This window comes from Pseudomonas sp. S2_B10 (assembly GCF_054668425.1).
In genome coordinates, this window is sequence record NZ_CP162768.1 from 5665782 (window position 1) to 5681352 (window position 15571).

The 15571-nt window shown below is 58.9% G+C and carries 18 protein-coding genes; 15 read left to right on the top strand and 3 right to left on the bottom strand.

Annotation, left to right across the window (positions count from 1 at the left end; translation table 11 throughout):
* Window positions 1-69: 69 nt before the first annotated feature.
* The 7 genes from AB4O45_RS25380 to AB4O45_RS25410 are packed head-to-tail and all read left to right on the top strand — an operon-like array spanning window position 70 to window position 6385.
* Window positions 70-741 (top strand): phage tail tube protein, encoded by a 672-nt coding sequence (locus AB4O45_RS25380; RefSeq protein ID WP_150741583.1) that lies wholly within the window; start codon window positions 70-72, stop codon window positions 739-741.
* 2 nt (window positions 742-743) lie between these two features.
* A complete protein-coding gene (locus tag AB4O45_RS25385; RefSeq protein ID WP_460160761.1) occupies window positions 744-1124 on the top strand; it encodes a phage tail assembly chaperone in 381 nt (126 codons plus the stop codon).
* A gap of 17 nt (window positions 1125-1141) precedes the next feature.
* Complete coding sequence (locus AB4O45_RS25390; RefSeq protein ID WP_150741486.1) at window positions 1142-1444, top strand: DUF1799 domain-containing protein; 303 nt, start codon at window positions 1142-1144, stop codon at window positions 1442-1444.
* Between the two features lie 27 nt (window positions 1445-1471).
* Window positions 1472-4522 (top strand): phage tail tape measure protein, encoded by a 3051-nt coding sequence (locus AB4O45_RS25395; protein WP_460160762.1) that lies wholly within the window; start codon window positions 1472-1474, stop codon window positions 4520-4522.
* Window positions 4522-4860: a phage tail protein gene (locus AB4O45_RS25400; protein ID WP_460160763.1), complete on the top strand. Its 339-nt coding sequence runs from the start codon at window positions 4522-4524 to the stop codon at window positions 4858-4860. The genes AB4O45_RS25395 and AB4O45_RS25400 overlap by 1 nt, the downstream gene beginning before the upstream one ends.
* Before the next feature lie 9 nt (window positions 4861-4869).
* Entirely contained in the window at window positions 4870-5619 is a 750-nt protein-coding gene (locus AB4O45_RS25405) for a phage minor tail protein L (protein WP_442101767.1), read from the top strand.
* 1 nt (window position 5620) lies between these two features.
* Complete coding sequence (locus AB4O45_RS25410; protein ID WP_460160764.1) at window positions 5621-6385, top strand: C40 family peptidase; 765 nt, start codon at window positions 5621-5623, stop codon at window positions 6383-6385.
* Here AB4O45_RS25410 and AB4O45_RS25415 read toward each other — a convergent pair.
* Complete coding sequence (locus AB4O45_RS25415; RefSeq protein WP_460160765.1) at window positions 6369-6920, bottom strand: hypothetical protein; 552 nt, start codon at window positions 6918-6920, stop codon at window positions 6369-6371. The two genes, AB4O45_RS25410 and AB4O45_RS25415, sit on opposite strands and share 17 nt — an antisense overlap.
* A 93-nt stretch (window positions 6921-7013) precedes the next feature.
* On the opposite strand from AB4O45_RS25415, the gene AB4O45_RS25420 reads away from it, so the two are divergent.
* Together AB4O45_RS25420 and AB4O45_RS25425 are read left to right on the top strand one after the other, a co-directional pair.
* Window positions 7014-7358: a hypothetical protein gene (locus AB4O45_RS25420; protein WP_186565514.1), complete on the top strand. Its 345-nt coding sequence runs from the start codon at window positions 7014-7016 to the stop codon at window positions 7356-7358.
* Window positions 7359-7436: 78 nt separating this feature from the next.
* Window positions 7437-8000 carry a tail assembly protein gene (locus AB4O45_RS25425; protein ID WP_125916443.1) on the top strand — a complete coding sequence of 188 codons (564 nt, stop codon included), beginning with the start codon at window positions 7437-7439 and terminating at the stop codon, window positions 7998-8000.
* 5 nt (window positions 8001-8005) lie between these two features.
* Here AB4O45_RS25425 and AB4O45_RS25430 read toward each other — a convergent pair whose 3' ends face one another.
* Window positions 8006-8284, bottom strand: a complete 279-nt coding sequence (locus tag AB4O45_RS25430) for a hypothetical protein (RefSeq protein ID WP_460160766.1) — start codon at window positions 8282-8284, stop codon at window positions 8006-8008.
* Between the two features lie 136 nt (window positions 8285-8420).
* Between AB4O45_RS25430 and AB4O45_RS25435 the strand changes: the two genes are divergently transcribed.
* The 6 genes from AB4O45_RS25435 to AB4O45_RS25460 are packed head-to-tail and all read left to right on the top strand — an operon-like array spanning window position 8421 to window position 15211.
* Window positions 8421-11987: a TipJ family phage tail tip protein gene (locus tag AB4O45_RS25435; RefSeq protein ID WP_460160767.1), complete on the top strand. Its 3567-nt coding sequence runs from the start codon at window positions 8421-8423 to the stop codon at window positions 11985-11987.
* Between the two features lie 8 nt (window positions 11988-11995).
* On the top strand, window positions 11996-12307 hold the full coding sequence (locus tag AB4O45_RS25440; RefSeq protein ID WP_177434196.1) for a hypothetical protein: 312 nt from the start codon (window positions 11996-11998) through the stop codon (window positions 12305-12307).
* Window positions 12307-12987: a hypothetical protein gene (locus AB4O45_RS25445; RefSeq protein WP_095179792.1), complete on the top strand. Its 681-nt coding sequence runs from the start codon at window positions 12307-12309 to the stop codon at window positions 12985-12987. Before AB4O45_RS25440 ends, AB4O45_RS25445 begins: the two co-directional genes overlap by 1 nt.
* Before the next feature lie 20 nt (window positions 12988-13007).
* Entirely contained in the window at window positions 13008-14270 is a 1263-nt protein-coding gene (locus tag AB4O45_RS25450; protein WP_460160768.1) for a hypothetical protein, read from the top strand.
* 5 nt (window positions 14271-14275) lie between these two features.
* On the top strand, window positions 14276-14611 hold the full coding sequence (locus AB4O45_RS25455; RefSeq protein ID WP_460160769.1) for a hypothetical protein: 336 nt from the start codon (window positions 14276-14278) through the stop codon (window positions 14609-14611).
* A gap of 51 nt (window positions 14612-14662) precedes the next feature.
* Window positions 14663-15211 carry a glycoside hydrolase family 19 protein gene (locus AB4O45_RS25460; RefSeq protein ID WP_460160770.1) on the top strand — a complete coding sequence of 183 codons (549 nt, stop codon included), beginning with the start codon at window positions 14663-14665 and terminating at the stop codon, window positions 15209-15211.
* Here the strand turns inward: AB4O45_RS25460 and AB4O45_RS25465 are convergent, their stop codons facing one another.
* On the bottom strand, window positions 15212-15514 hold the full coding sequence (locus tag AB4O45_RS25465) for a hypothetical protein (RefSeq protein ID WP_095179796.1): 303 nt from the start codon (window positions 15512-15514) through the stop codon (window positions 15212-15214). It lies immediately after the preceding gene.
* Between the last annotated feature and the right edge of the window lie 57 nt (window positions 15515-15571).

Sequence of the window (15571 nt, forward strand, 5' to 3'; positions counted from 1 at the left end):
CCCGCCCGTTGGGCAAATCCTGAACCCGCCTCTGCGCGGGTTTTGTCATTTCTGCAAAGAGGAAAACCCATGTCTGTTTACTTCCCCAACGGGGCGACGCTTTCAATCTCCAGCGGATTCGCCGCCGCAAAGCTGATTTCGGCAATCAGCAATGCCAACCCGGGTGTTGCCACCAGCGCCGCAAATGGCTTTGCCAATGGCGACATCGTTCTGGTCACCTCCGGCTGGGAGGACATCAACGAGCGCGCCGTGCGTGTATCCAACGCGGCGGCGGGCGCATTCACACTGGAAGGCATCGACACGTCCAACGTGGCTTTCTTTCCTGATGGAATCAGCGGCGGTACCGCCAAGAAAGTGACCGGCTGGGTAGCCGTCAACCAGGTGATCGGCAACTCCATGTCCGGCGGCGAGCAGCAATACTGGACTTACGCGCCGCTCGAAGCGCGCCGTGACAAGCAGATCCCGACCACCAAAAATGCGCAGGCGTTCGCTTTCCAACTGGCTGACGATGACAGCCTGGCCTGGTACGAAGAGCTGGATAAGGCCGATCGGGAGAAGGAAGTGCGCATCTTGCGTATGTCGCTGCCCAACGGCAAAACGATCTACTACGCAGGCTATGCATCCTTCAACAAGACCCCAACGCTGGTGCGCAACGAAGGTGCGGCCGTTTCCTTTGGCTTCACCATCAACGCTGAAATCACCGCGTATCGCGCGCCGGTTGCCGCTGGCGGCGGGGCCTGATCATGGCGAAGTTCAAGATTGCGCAAGCGCCAACTTTCGCCGGTGCGGTGATGGTCCCGGTAGTTGGCCAAGACCCGGTGAAGGTGGAATTCACTTTCAAATATCGAGACCGCATCGAACTTGCCGCGCTGTTCGATGGATGGAATCAGCGACAAAAGCAAAGTCTCGAACAGTTCGGCGACAAGCCTACGATGTCGCAGATCGTTGCGGTCGACACCGAAAACCAAGTGCAGCAGATCAAGGATCTGGTTGTTGGCTGGGAGTTCGATGACAAGTTCGACGACGAGGGCATTAAGGCGCTGGTGACGTCTTGCCACGGTGCAACCGAGGCCGTGGTAAATGCTTACCAAGCGGCCTACGCCAAGGCCCGCACGGGAAACTGATTCGCGCCGCCCGAGCCATGTATGAGCCCCCTCCGAATGCGGAGCAACTTGCCGCATTCGGGTTGGACGCAGAGGACATCGAAGAGGAATTCGAAGTTTGGCCGTGCCTTTGGCCAGCCTTCCTTCTGTTCAACAGGATGTCCACTCAGTGGCGTGCAGGCACCGGTGGCGCTATCGGTCTCGACTACAGCAGCATCCGCGACGTGGCCGGCTTCCTTGGTATCAAGAAAAAGAAACTCGCTGAAATCTTCCCTGACCTTCAGGTGCTGGAAGGCGAAGCCCTGCGCGTCATGGCAGAGGAAAGGGAAAACAGCCCGTAAACGCGGGCATCTATTCAAGGTGAGTCGATGAACATTGCAGAACTCGGCGTCAAGATCGACTCGGCCGACGCTATTCAGGCCAAAACCAGCTTGGATGAAATGGCGAAGGCCGGCGGCCGCGCCGAGCAGTCCGCCGTTTCGTTGATGAACGAAATGCAGGCGCTGGAGAAATCGCTTTCTACCAGCGCCAAGACTACGCAGGACCTTGCCAAACAGCGCGATGCTCTGGCGAAGCTGTCCAAGACCGGCGCCTATGGCGAGGCTGAGGCCGCCAAGATTTCTGCGCAGCTCGACAAGCAGCAGGTGGCGCTGGCCAAGTCGACGATGGATGAGCAGAAAGCACTGAATAGCCTGCTGGGCGCCATTGACCCTGCCCGCGCTGCACTGGCGAAGCTGGATACTCAGGTCGAGCAACTGGGCAAACACTTGGATGCCGGCCGGATCAGCCAGGACGAGTACAACACCGCCCTGGGCAAGATCGACAAGGACTACGACAAGCTCAACAAAACTGCGACCGGCTTCGAAAAGTTGCGGCTCGGCTCGCGCCAGGCGCAGGAAAACGTGGTGCAGCTGGGGAATGCGCTGTCGTCGGGCGACTGGGGAAGCGGCGTTCGTGCTGTTGCTCAGTTGGGCGCCGGGGCGGGTGAGGGCGCGGCGGGGTTGCTGGCGATTCTCGGCCCGCTGGCGCTGGCCACTGCCGCGGTGGGCGGACTTGCATACGCTTTTTACAAGGGCAGCGAGGAGCAGGACAGCTACAACAAATCGCTGATCCTCACCGGCAATTACGCCGGTGTGAGTGCGGGACAGCTCGGCGATATGGCGCGCCAGGTGAGCGCTACTGTCGGCACAACCGGGCAAGCCGCTGAGGTTCTCGCCCTGCTGGCCGGCAATGGAAAGATTGCTGGCGAGAGCTTTATGGGCATCACTCAGGCCGCGGTGTCGATGCAGGATGCGACCGGCAAAGCCGTGAGTGAAACTGTCGCGGAGTTTGCCAAGCTCGCCGACGACCCGGTCAAGGCATCTGCCGCGCTGAATGAGCAGTACCACTATCTCACAGCGTCGGTTTACTCGCAGATCACCGCACTGGAGAAGCAGGGCGATCATGCCGGTGCCGTGAAACTTGCTACTGAATCATTTGCCGATGCAATCAACGAGCGCACGCCGCGGATCCTTGAGAACCTGAGTTTTTGGGAAAAGGGATACAACGCAGTTGCTCGGGCGGCTGATGGATTGAAGAATATCGGGCGCAGCGATATCGGCGCTGATATCGAGCAAGCCCGCCGTGACTTGGCGGGCGCTCAGGCGGGTGACGTAGGCCTGTTCCAGAACAAGCAGGAGATGATCGACCTCTATCAAAATCGGCTCAACATGCTGGAGGACCAGCAGGCCGCAGAAGCCGATATCGCCAAGTGGCGGGGTGAGCAGGCAAAGGCCCAAGGCGATGCCGTCTCGTCGATGGCGAAGGTCGACGCTCTCACCAAGTCGGCGTGGACGAACGAGCAGAAGCGCACCGAGGCGATCAAGGAGTACAAGCGTCAGCTCGAAGACATCCGCAAGGTCGCCCCGAACGATCCTCGCCTGAATCAGGCGGCGATCGACAAGAACCTGGCGAACATCAACGACCAGTTCAAAGATGCGAAAACGGCAGGTGCCCAGGTTGATCTGACCAGCTTCAACGATGCCAAGAACAATTTGGTAGCCATCAACGCTGAATACAAAAACGCTCAGAAGGAACTGGACGCAGCGCAGAAGGCTGGACTTGTTTCTCAGGCCGACTACGCCCTGAAGCGTGAAGCGCTGATCGGCAACGAGCGCGACGAAGTGACCGCAGCCTACGAGGCGGAGATCTCCGCGCTGGAAGCCGCGAAAGCCAAAAAGACCACCTCTGCCGCGCAAAGCATCCAGCTTGACCAGAAGATCGCCGATGCTCGCGCCGCCATGGTCAAGGCCCAAAAGGAAGCTGACAGCCAGCTCGAAGTGCTCGCCACCACCGAAACCGGAAGGTTGGCGAAGCAGGAACGAGCGATTTCCTCCTACGTTCAGGCCTTGAGCCAGCAGCAGAGAGCACTGGAACTGGCAGGGCAGCGGGCGGTAGTTGGCGTTGGCCAGGGTGATCGGCAGAACGCCCTAAACGGCGAACTGAATAGCCAGCAAGACCGTTTTGCTCAGCAATCGCTGGAACTGGAAAACCAACGGTCTGACCCGTCCCGCAACATGTCGGAAGAGGAATTCGCTCGGAAGTCGCAAGCGCTCGCCGATGCGAATAAAGCCGCAACCGATCAGATCCGGCAAAACTACGCCGATGTCGAGAAAGCTCAAGGGGACTGGACCAAGGGCGCAACGTCGGCTTGGGCCAATTACCTGGATTCGGCGAGCAACATTGCCGGCCAGACGAAAACTCTGTTCGGTAACGCCTTCAGCTCGATGGAAGACGCAGTCGTCAACTTCGCCATGACCGGGAAGCTTTCGTTTGCTGACTTCACGAAGTCAATTTTGGCGGACATGGCGAGGATCGCGACGCGTCAGGCCAGTTCAGCGCTGCTGAGCAGTCTCGTTGGTGCGGCTACCAGCTACTTCACTGGCGGTGGGGGCGGCAATGGACTGGCTGCTGGGTCTGCAGGTGCGACGTCGTCGAACCTCGGCGCGTCCTCGGCGGGGTACTCCGGCAGCTACTTTCCTCAGGCGCTCGGCGGTGCTTGGTCGTCGGGTGTGCAGATGTTTGCCAACGGCGGCGCTTTCACCAACAACATCGTCAGCACGCCGACAGCTTTCGGGATGGCCGGCGGTAGGGCGGGCGTAATGGGGGAGGCAGGGCCGGAGGCGATCATGCCACTGACCCGGACCTCCAGCGGCAAGCTCGGCGTTCTCGCTGCGGGTGGCAGTTCCGGGACAACGATCAGCATCAACGCGCCGGTCACTGTGGTAACTGAGGACCGTGGGTCTGAAGGCATGCAGATTGACCAGCAAGCGCTATCGAAAAACCTTCAATCGCAAATGCAGGCCGTGGCCGAGAAAGCCGTCGCTGACTCTTGGCGAGCGGGCGGTACCAGCTTTCGAAACGCCAATGGGAGGGCCTGATGGCAATCGAGAAATTCACCTGGCCAACCGAGCGCGGAGAAACACCCGAAATTATCTATCGGGTTCGCTCCTCGAAGTTTGGCGGCGGCTACGCGCAAAACGTCGGTGACGGCCCGAACAACAAAGAGGACTCCTATCCGATCACCTGCTCCGGTCGAAAGGCCAAGGTGCAGGAGATCATGGGGTTCCTTGACCGGCACGCCGGCGCAAAGGCGTTTCTCTGGACAACGCCGCTCGGCGAGCTCGGGCTGTTCACTTGCAAAAATCCCGCTCCCATGCCAATGGGCGGTGGGGTGTTCAAACTCACTGCCACGTTCGAGCGGGCATTCCATCCATAAGGGGTAACCATGCCGCTGATCAGTGACATCCAGGTGCTTGAACCTGGCAGCGAAGTGCTGCTCTTTGAATTGGACGGCACGGACTACGGCGCCGATGTGCTGCGCTTCCACGGGCACGCGATACCGCACACGCCGGCCGAGCTGATCGCCGCCGGCGCCGATGCCGACCAGCTGCCGGCCAAGGCGATTTACTGGCAGGGCAACGAGTACAGCGCCTGGCCGATGCAGATCGACGGCATCGAGGCGAACGGCGACGGCACGGCGGTACGACCGACCCTGTCTGTGGGCAACGTTAATGGGCGCATCACTGCGCTCTGTCTGGCATTCGAGGATCTGCTCGAGTTCAAGCTGACGATGCGGCACACGCTCGGCTCCTACCTCGACGCTGCGAACTTCCCGGCCGGCAACCCAACGGCAGACCCTACCCAAGAGACGATCGAGGTTTGGTACATCGACCAGAAGACGAACGAGGACGGGGAGACGGTCAGTTGGGAGTTGGCGAGTCCGGGCGACGTCGGCAATGAGTCGATCGGCCGCCAAGCCACAACCCTTTGCCACTGGTGTCTCACCGGTGGTTATCGCGGGCCGAACTGCGGCTACACCGGGCCGTACGTCACGAAGGACGGCGTCATTACCGACAATCCTGAACTCGATCAATGCGACGCCACGCTGGGCAAGGGTTGCATCCCGCGCTTCGGCGAAGGAAACCCGCTGCCATTCGGTGGCTTCCCGGCCGTTTCCCTGATCGCACGGAGCTGACATGCGAAAGCACATCTTGAACGCGATCCAGGCGCACGCGGCGGCCGAGTACCCGAAAGAGTGCTGCGGGCTGCTGCTGGCGATCGGGCGCAAGCAACAATACTTCCCCTGCATCAACGTCTCGATCGAGCCGAACGAAGAGTTCCGAATCGACCCCGAGGAGTACGCGGCGGCCGAGGACATCGGCGAAGTGATCGGCGTGGTGCATTCGCATCCGGACGCTACCAGCAGGCCGTCCCCGCGTGACCTCGCCATGTGCGAAGCGACCGCGATGCCTTGGCATATCCTGAGCTGGCCGGAAGGTGACCTGCGTACCATCGTGCCGACCGGCGAGGTGCCGCTGCTGAAACGGCCATTTGTGCACGAGGCGTGGGACTGCTGGCAGGTTTGCGCCGATTGGTACAAGCGCGAGTGGGGGCTGGAATTCGAAGCGTTCAAGCGCGCGGATGGCTGGTGGGAGAGCAAGGAAAACATCAGCCTGTACGAAGCAAACTACGAGGCCGCCGGCTTCTACCGAGTCGACCAGCCGCAGCGCGGCGACATGATCGTGATGGAAGTGGGGCGCACCGTTTACCCGAACCACGCCGGGATATTTCTCGGCTCCGATCCGGCGCTGCCGGGTGAAGATGCCGCGACTTTCGGCCCTGGTCCTTTTCTTTTGCACCACCTGTATGGCAGGCCGTCGGAGGTTATCGTTTTCGGTGGCCCATGGTTTGATCGTACCCGCCTGATCCTTAGGCACAGAAAAACTAATGCTGAGCGTTAACTGGCTTCATCGCAGCACACCGTCTTACCTGAATTGCAAGAGATGCAATCATAGTGTTATCGGCAGGGTCAGTTATATTGGCCGATGTCTTCAGGTATTTTTGGTAGACGCTATCATCAAGATAGGCTAGTGCCTGTATCTGTAATTTTGACTTTAATTTTAATGCTGGGGATCTGACTTCTCGATCAATGTCTTGAGCGGCTATAGTGGCGTCGCCAAGTTGTTTGTATATAGCTAAGGCATCATTGCAATATTTTGACCTGGCTTGGAAGTCTCTATCTTGTAAAAGAGATTCTCTTTCTTTGGCTGATTTCAAATTCTCTAATGCTACTAATTGTTCCTGCCTAATTCGCTCAATCGATAGCGTGCTTTCTTGCTTTAGTTTTTCAAGTACTTTATTCGTTTGGTTGTTTTCGTAAGTTGCGTATCCCGCCGTAAGCGATGTGAAAATAACCGATACCACTGCGACCCAGTTCGCCCCGCTCATTGAACGCTCCCTATTGTCAAAGGTCGAGATCATAGCGAACAGCCACATTCTGTGCACCTTCAGGTTTTGGATCGCTGAATAGAGCAATTTCTCTCTACGGTTTCAGGTGGTAGAGTTCTGCTAAAACAGAGAGGGAAGGAAATGCGGATTTTGATAGTGGCGTTGGCGGTAACACTGTTGGCGGGGTGCGTGTCGCCCGGCGACCTCCAAAAAAATGATCCAAGCTTCAAGGCAGCCACAGCGAAAGACCCGAAGCGCTACGCGCTATGCGTGTTTCCGAAATGGCAGGACGCCAGAAGCGATGCCTCGATGTCCGAGACAGAAAACGGATACAGATTGCTGGTCGCGAGCAACAATATGACCGACGAGCTGCTGGATATACGAAAAGCACCGAAGGGCAGTACCGTAACGCTGTATCAGCGCATGGCATGGTCGCCGGGCTATGGTCGAGGAGACATGAAGCAGGCGATAAAAGATTGCCTCTGAATATCAATAAACAGCCGCCGAAAGGCGGTTTTTTTATGTCTGGAGAAAGCCGTGACAGCAACTGCACATTGCCGCCCGATGATGACAACCATTCTTTTATCCGGTCCGCTGATTAAACGGTTCGGGCGAGTGCACTACCGCGAACTGGGCAGCCGTTCCGTAGGGGAGGCGTTCAAGGCGCTAAAGTGCACGCTAGAGGGATTCGACGCAGCGATCAAAGACTTGGAGCTGCGCGGTCTGCGCTTCGCCATTTTCCGGAACAGAAAGAACGTACCTGAGAAGGATTTCGCGCTGGGCGGCGCTCAGGAGATCCGCATCGTGCCGGTGGTTGGCGGCAGCAAGCGTGCTGGCCTACTTCAAACGATCATCGGCGCAGTCCTGATTGCTGCATCGTTCATTCCGGGGTTTCAGGCTTTGGCCCCGGTGGGCATTGCACTCGTTGCCGGCGGTGTCATCCAAATGCTCAGTCCGCAGGCCTCGGGCCTAAAGCAGAGCGCCTCCCCTGAAAACTCCCCGTCCTACGCCTTCGGCAGCGCCAAGAACACCACCGCCAGCGGCAACCCGGTACCGATCTGCATCGGCGAACGCCGGTGGGGCGGCATGATCATCTCAGCCTCCATCCTGGCTGAGGACAAAGTGTAAAAAGTTTATGACTGAGGGGAGGCGGAAGGGCGCGGTTGCTTCTTAAAGTTTGAGGTCCGAATGTACCTGGCAAGCATCCATAATCCGCTACCAACTGCGGCAAACACTAGAGCGAAAATCAATTCGGCAAATCCCTGACCAATCTGTTGGGGCGTTACATATCTGGAGAGCATTTTCACCGAAGAGGTGATGATTGTGTATGCAGTGAAAATCCACAGCACGGCTGAAATTGCGTATACCGGAAGCGAAAGGGTTGTTCGTAGCCAAGCTGGAGCTTTTTTCATCAGCACTTATTTCCTTGATGACTGAGTCGAGCGCCTCATCGTAGGAGGGCTCAGCATGCGAATTCTATCATCACGATTTTTAGAGAAATGCCATTAAGCCGCCCAAGAGGCGGTTTTTTAATGCCTGGAGGAAAGCATGGGCGCACCAGCAAAGATCGACATCCACGGCGAGAAGGGCGGCAGCAGCAAGCCGAAGTCGCCGACTGAAGCCAGCGACAGCCTGCGCTCGACCAACCTGGCCAAGCTGCTGATCGCCGTGGGCGAGGGAGAGTTCGACAGCGTCCCGACCGATTACGACATCTACCTGGACAACACACCGATCCGCGATGCCAGCGGCAACTACAACTTCCCGAACGTGAAGTGGGACTGGCGCCCGGGCTCGGTGGATCAGACGTACATCCCTGGCATTCCGTCTGTTGAGAACGAGACGTCGCTGAACATCGAGCTGCGCAGCGATTCGCCGTGGGTACGCTCGATCACGGATACCCAGCTTTCCGCCGTTCGCATGCGGCTGGCCTGGCCGGCGCTGCAACGCTCGGATGACCAGGGTAACGTCGGCGGTTACCGCATCGAGTACGCAATCGACGTGGCCACCGATGGCGGCGCCTATCAGCAGGTGCTGGTGGACGCAGTCGACGGCAAGACCACCACGCGCTACGAGCGCTCGCGCCGAATCGATTTGCCGGACGCCACCACTGGCTGGCAGATCCGCGTGCGGCGCCTGACGCCGAACCAGAACACCAACAAGATCGCCGACACCATGCTGGTGGCCGGTTACACCGAAGTTATCGACGCCAAGCTGCGCTACCCGAATACCGCTCTGCTCTACATCGAATTCGACGCCGAGCAGTTCACCAACATCCCGGCCGTCACTGTGAAGTGCAAGGCGCGCCGCTGGATGGTCCCGAGCAACTACGACCCGATCGCCCGCACCTACACCGGGACGTGGGACGGCTCGATGAAATCGGCCTGGACCAATAACCCGGCGTGGATCACCTACGGCATCTGCACCGAAGACCGGTTCGGCCTGGGCAAGCGTATCAAGCCCTTCATGGTCGACAAGTGGGAACTGTACCGCATCGCCCAGTATTGCGATCAGCTGGTGCCGAACGGACTGGGCGGCCAGGAACCGCGCTTCCTTTGCGACATGAACTTGCAAGGCAAGGCTGATGCCTGGTCGCTGCTGCGCGACATCTCGGCGATTTACCGGGGCATGACGTACTGGGCACAGGGCCAGCTAGTGATGCAGGCTGACATGCCGCGCGCGCAGGACTTCGACTACGTCTTCACCCGGTCGAACGTTATCGACGGCAAGTTTTCCTATGGCAGCGCCTCGGCGAAGACCCGTTACACCCGGGCGCTGGTGAGCTACGACAACCCGGCGAACAACTACGACACCGACGTCATTCCTTTCGCTGACCTGGATCTGCAACGCCGTTACGGCGACCGGCCGACCGAGCTGAGTGCCATTGGCTGCACGCGCGCCTCCGAGGCACAGCGCCGGGGCAAGTGGGCAATCCTCAGCAATAACCAAGACCGCACCGTGTCGTTCAAGACCGGCATGGAGGGCGTGATTCCGCTGCCGGGGCACATCATCCCGGTGGCGGATTCTTTGCTCGCTGGCCGCGAAGTCGGCGGCCGGATATCGGCGGTGGCGGGGCGCGTGATTACGCTCGATCGCGACACCCTGGCCAAGGCCGGTGATCGACTGATCATCAACCTGCCGGGCGGCCGCGCTGAAGGTCGCACCGTGCAGAGCGTCAACGGCCGCGCCGTGACCGTCACGGTAACCTATAGCGAACCGCCGGTGGCGCAGTTGCAATGGGCGCTCGATGCTGATGATCTGGCGATCCCGCTGTATCGCGTGCTGCGCACCAAGCGCACCACCGAAGGCGATTACGAAATCAGCGCGCTCCAGTTCGAGCCGAGCAAGTTCGCATTCATCGATACCGGTGCACGCCTGGAAGAACGCCCGATCAGCGTGATCCCGATCACCGTCGTCCCGGCGCCGTCCAGCGTTTCGCTGTCGTCGACTTCATCGGTGGTGCAGGGGCTGGCCGTGGCTACCATGACGATCACTTGGCCAGCCGTGCCTGGCGCCGTTGGCTATGACGTTGAATGGCGCAAGGACAGCGGCAACTGGATCAAGCTGCAGCGCACCGGCGTGACCAGCGTGGACGTGGTCGGCATCTATGCCGGTGCGTACGTGGCCCGTGTTCGCGCCGTGAGCGCTTTCGACATCACATCGATCTGGCGTAACTCGATCCTGACCAACCTCAGCGGGAAGCAAGGAATGCCGCCTGCGCTCAGCTACCTGACCGCCACGCCACTGCTGTTCGGCATCTATCTGAAGTGGGGTTTCCCTGCTGGTGCCGAAGACAGCCAGCGAACTGAGATATGGCATAGCCAAACAACCGATCTTGAGGCGGCGACCAAGCTGACAGACCTGGCCTATCCGCAGAGTGATTTCTCCATGCTCGGCCTCCGCGCGGGTGTGACCTTCTATTTCTGGGGTCGCATCGTCGACAAGATCGGCAACATCGGTCCGTGGTATCCGATCGGCATCGGCGTGCAGGGGCAATCCAGTTCTGACGCTGCTGCGATTCTTGAAATGATCGCCGGAGAGATCGGTCGCACGGAGTTGGGGCAGGACATCATCGACGAGATCGACAAGATCCCAGGCCTGCAAGCGCAGATCGATGCCCTAGACGGGCTGAAGGGCTACGACCCGGAAGCGATCTATGAGGAATACGACCTTGTAGTGGTCGGCAAGCGGATCTATCAGGCCACCGGCCAGGTGCCTATCGACACTCCGCCGCCGAACCCGCTCTACTGGCTCGATGTTGGGCAGACTGTTGAGACTGCGAACGGTCTCGCTCAGCAGGTCGCCACCAACACTGCCGAAATAACCGAACTCGATGGCGTGGTGACCGCGCAAGCGACAGCATTTCAGGCGCTACGGGCATCCTACCGAGACGACGATGGAGAGGGTGAAGCTCAAGACGCTCTGCGTGGCTGGAATGCTACGACCAGCTTTGCCGAAGAGGTCAAGGTTCGAGCAACACAAAACAGCGCACTCACCCAGCGGGTAACAACGCTCGCCGCTGAGGTGGGTGAAAACGCTGCGAACCTGACCGAACTGGAACAGACTGTCGCCACGAACGAAGAGGCGACTGCCACCAAAATCACTCAGTTGACAGCAACTGTCGGCGACAACACTTCAGCCATCCAAGAGACGGCGGAAGCATTCGCGGATCTCGACGGCAACCTCAAGACCATGTGGTCGGTGAAGATGTCGGTCACCGCGAATGGCCAGTACGTGACGGCCGGTATCGGCTTGGGAATTGAGAACGTGGATGGAGTTTTCCAAAGCCAGTTCCTGGTAGCCGCTAATCGCTTCGCCATCGTCAATACCATCGCCGGCGGTGCGATCTCTGTGCCGTTCGCAGTGCAGGGAGGGCAGGTGTTCATGAACTCGGCGTTCATTCAGGACGCCTCAATCGGGAACGCCAAGATCGGTTTTTTCATTCAGTCCGATAACTACATCGCCGGAGTGCAGGGTTGGCGCATCGACAAGGCTGGCAACTTCGAATTGAACAGCCCGCTGGGCGGCGGCGCTCGCCAGGTCATCAACAACAACGGTGGCAAGGTGTTCGACGAGAACGGCGTGAAGCGCTATCAATGGGGGAATTTGAACGCATGAGTTACGGCATAAGAATATGGGGCGCCGATGGGGCGCTCCAGCTGGACGAGAACTCGTTCACCATTCGAGTCGTGCTCTCAGTGCAAGTGACGTTTGCACTTGGCGCGAGCAAAGGAACTCAGGATTTCGCTGTCCCCGGCGTAGGCCCGGGTAACGGAACGGCGATCGTAGTTCCGATTGGGGCCTACCCTGATTCGCAAATGCAGTTCGAGACAGAGATGCTCGACGGAGTCGTCCGCGTCTACAACTACACCCGGACGTACGCGGCGAGCACCACGTCCTCAGGAACCATGCGCTTGATAGTAATGAGGTGGAGCTGATGAGCTACGGCGTTCAGTTCACAAACAACAATAACGTCGTCACTTTGGATTCAGAGTTTGCACGGCTGATGGTCATTGCTTCAGGGCGATACGCACCAAACCAAGAGTCCGGGCTTGGCTCGGTTACCACGTTTGCGCGACCAGTCACTTCCCAAGAACCCCCTCTGGTATTCGTTCGCCCCGATACTTTCAACGGCGTAGCTGGGCTTTGCCGGATGAGGCTGCTCGGCTCGGCGGGAAACTGGACTGGCTTTTATGTCAGGGCATACGACGTCAATGCTGCCGGTCTGAATGGGAGATATTTTGTAGCTGCGTTCGGTGCTCAGCCAGTGGCGCAGTACGGAATGAGGTTGTGGGATGGCGGCGGAAATCTGCTGTTTGACTCTGGTACGCCTAACGCAACATTCACCCGAGCATTTCAGAACTGGAACTACGTCCGCTACGACACCAGCCAGCAGGGGCTGACACGCATTTTCTATAGCGTCCCGTTCAACTTTCCAGAGAATGAATTCATGCTGTTGAACACTTTCGGCATGCCCATGACTTCGGGAAGTGGCATCCCGCGCGAGCTTTACTGCTGGTGGGATTTCCCCAACAGCACGCTCTATGCCATCACCGTTGCCGCCTCGAACCCTTTCGCTTTCTTCCTGCCGGCCGTGTTCGCCAAACAAGCCGCATAACTCTTTTATAGGATGCACCCATGCCCTGGTACAAAACGGGAGCGGTCTCTGTCACCCAAAATTCCAACGCGGTGATCGGCGTCGGTACGGCTTTCATTGCGAATTCCCGTGTTGGTGATGCTTGGATCGGTCCAGACAGTGGATTGTATGAAGTCACCAACATCGCGAGCGATACCGCACTTTCAATTTCGCCGCCGTATAAAGGCCAGACCAATACGGGCGGAACCTATGCCCTCGCGCCTATGCAGGGTTATTTGAAGGACACGGCCGATGCCCTCAGGCAGGCCTCGTTAGAGGTTGGCGGTGCACTCGATGGGCTGGAGGAAAGCGTGCAGTCGGCGAGTCAGTCGGCTACTGCTGCTCTTGCCTCCAAAAACGCTGCCGGGGAATCGGCGGCAGCTGCGGGCCAGTCCGAAACTGCGACGCTGGAATACAAAAACTCGGCGGGTCTTTCAGCAAACGCGGCGGCGCAGTCCGAAGCCGCTTCGCTTGACTACAAGAATGCTGCCGGTACGTCCGCAACCAACGCCGGACAATCGGAACAGGCTGCGCTTGGTTACAAGGACGCTGCGGCAAATTCCGCAAACAATGCCGCCGCGTCTGCTGCGGCGGCGGGTGCGCTGGGCGTTGGCCGGGGCTACATCGACGGGCTAACGCTCGGTTGGGTGTCAGCTACGTCGATCAGCGTTGGAGCGGGCAGTGCGTACATCCCGTCGGTCAACAAGGTTGTTAGTTACGCAGGCGGCACTTTCACGCCATCGGGGGCGGCCAACAGCTTTATCCATGTTTACCTGACCGCTGCCGGCGATATCGAGCAGGCCGCCACGGTGCCTTTACGTTATTACAACCAGGCACACCAGAAAACAGGGGACAACTCACGCCGTTACATCGGCTCGCTGCTGGTAGGAGCGGCGAACAACATCTACAAGTTTCACCACCATCCGCTCGATTCGTCGATGAGTTACACGTTCGGCGCCCCGCAGAGCGCTCCATTCCGAATCCTCAATGGATTGACAGGGATCGGCAGCGTCAGCACAGCGGCAAGCTGCCCGGCGACAGCGCACACGTTGGCCGGTTCTTTTCAGACAAACTCGGGCGGTATCGCGCAGTTCACGCCATCCGACGCTGGCACGGCGGCATCGGTAGGGTGGCAGGTGTTCGTTTCGGCGGGGACGGTGCAGAACGGAACCTGCCGTATCGCTGACGATAGGACCATCACCTATTGGACGTCTTCTTCGAACCTCGCCTACATCTACACGCTCGGCTACTACTTCGACAGGTGACGAATATGCCTTATGCAATTACAGCTACCGGCTGGAGAGCGATTAACCCCGACATGGAGCTGCAGGACGGGGAAACTTTCGCTGAGGAGATTCCGCAGTGGCTCATAAATGCGAGTGCCGCTGCGGATGCGCTGCGCGAGGCATCGCGCATTGAGGAGGAATGGCGAGCTACCGAGATTTTGGAGATCAACGACCAGTTGATGGCGCTGGAGGAGGGGGCCGAAGCGCTCCCGGGTACGCGTGAGCAGTGGCTAGCCTATCGAACCCGAGTCAGGAACTGGAAGGAAGGGGCAGAGGGATTCCCCGAACCAGCCAATAGACCGTGGCGCCCAGCCGCATAAACCAACCGCAACCCGCCATCGAGCGGGTATTTTTTTGCCTGGAGAAAACAGATGCCTATCACCCAACAGCAACTGCTGCAGATCCTCCCGAACGCCGGCGCAAGAGCCGGCGTTTTTGTTCCTGTCCTCAACACGGCGATGCAGCGCTACCAGGTCGTCGGTGCCAAACGGGTGGCTGCGTTCATTGCCCAGATCGGGCATGAGTCCGGCCAGTTGCGGTACGTCCGGGAGATTTGGGGGCCGACACCGGCCCAGGCACGGTACGAGGGGCGGGCAGACCTCGGCAACACCAAGCAGGGCGACGGCCTCAAATACCGCGGCCGTGGCCTGATCCAGATCACCGGCCGGGCGAACTATGCCGCATGTGGCGAGGCGCTGGGCCTGGACCTGATCAATCAGCCGGAACTGCTGGAGCTACCGCAGCATGCTGCGATGTCGGCGGCATGGTGGTGGGCCACGCATAGGCTGAACACTCTGGCCGATGCCGGCGACAACTCGAACATCGGCAGCATCATCAACACCGGTCGGCGCGGGCGCACTCCAAACGGCGCAGATGAGCGCCAAGCTTTGTACGAGAAAGCGTTGAATGTTCTCGGCTGATCATGCCGTTTTTGGCATGTAACCAACAACATGGTAGTCGCTCCAACCTGCCTCACCTTTATCACTGGGTTTCACACCAGGTTCAGCCACAAGCACATACCCCCAGGCTGAAGCGTCGATATGCGGCCGGTAAATTCTCAGTGCGAATTGGTCGAGGCCTTCCTCGTTCAGGATGATGCTGATCCCCCGATTATCGATCCTGATATTGGTATTGCCGATGGTGAATTCAGCAGGCGCATGTTTGGCATCGGCACCGAGCGCCGCGCCGATCCCTGCGATTGTAATTTCCCTTTTGGTAGGCATTTCCAACTCCGTAGGTTATCGATTCCGGAACTCTTATATAGCAGAGGATTAGCGTGT

Coding starts and splice junctions, on each gene's coding strand:
- AB4O45_RS25425 (WP_125916443.1), top strand. CDS start 7,437: ATGATGACAACCATTCTTTTATCCGGTCCGCTGATTAAACGGTTCGGG.
- AB4O45_RS25450 (WP_460160768.1), top strand. CDS start 13,008: ATGCCCTGGTACAAAACGGGAGCGGTCTCTGTCACCCAAAATTCCAAC.
- AB4O45_RS25415 (WP_460160765.1), bottom strand. CDS start 6,920: ATGTGGCTGTTCGCTATGATCTCGACCTTTGACAATAGGGAGCGTTCA.
- AB4O45_RS25405 (WP_442101767.1), top strand. CDS start 4,870: ATGCCGCTGATCAGTGACATCCAGGTGCTTGAACCTGGCAGCGAAGTG.
- AB4O45_RS25420 (WP_186565514.1), top strand. CDS start 7,014: ATGCGGATTTTGATAGTGGCGTTGGCGGTAACACTGTTGGCGGGGTGC.
- AB4O45_RS25385 (WP_460160761.1), top strand. CDS start 744: ATGGCGAAGTTCAAGATTGCGCAAGCGCCAACTTTCGCCGGTGCGGTG.
- AB4O45_RS25435 (WP_460160767.1), top strand. CDS start 8,421: ATGGGCGCACCAGCAAAGATCGACATCCACGGCGAGAAGGGCGGCAGC.
- AB4O45_RS25445 (WP_095179792.1), top strand. CDS start 12,307: ATGAGCTACGGCGTTCAGTTCACAAACAACAATAACGTCGTCACTTTG.
- AB4O45_RS25390 (WP_150741486.1), top strand. CDS start 1,142: ATGTATGAGCCCCCTCCGAATGCGGAGCAACTTGCCGCATTCGGGTTG.
- AB4O45_RS25395 (WP_460160762.1), top strand. CDS start 1,472: ATGAACATTGCAGAACTCGGCGTCAAGATCGACTCGGCCGACGCTATT.
- AB4O45_RS25410 (WP_460160764.1), top strand. CDS start 5,621: ATGCGAAAGCACATCTTGAACGCGATCCAGGCGCACGCGGCGGCCGAG.
- AB4O45_RS25430 (WP_460160766.1), bottom strand. CDS start 8,284: ATGAAAAAAGCTCCAGCTTGGCTACGAACAACCCTTTCGCTTCCGGTA.
- AB4O45_RS25455 (WP_460160769.1), top strand. CDS start 14,276: ATGCCTTATGCAATTACAGCTACCGGCTGGAGAGCGATTAACCCCGAC.
- AB4O45_RS25460 (WP_460160770.1), top strand. CDS start 14,663: ATGCCTATCACCCAACAGCAACTGCTGCAGATCCTCCCGAACGCCGGC.
- AB4O45_RS25400 (WP_460160763.1), top strand. CDS start 4,522: ATGGCAATCGAGAAATTCACCTGGCCAACCGAGCGCGGAGAAACACCC.
- AB4O45_RS25380 (WP_150741583.1), top strand. CDS start 70: ATGTCTGTTTACTTCCCCAACGGGGCGACGCTTTCAATCTCCAGCGGA.
- AB4O45_RS25465 (WP_095179796.1), bottom strand. CDS start 15,514: ATGCCTACCAAAAGGGAAATTACAATCGCAGGGATCGGCGCGGCGCTC.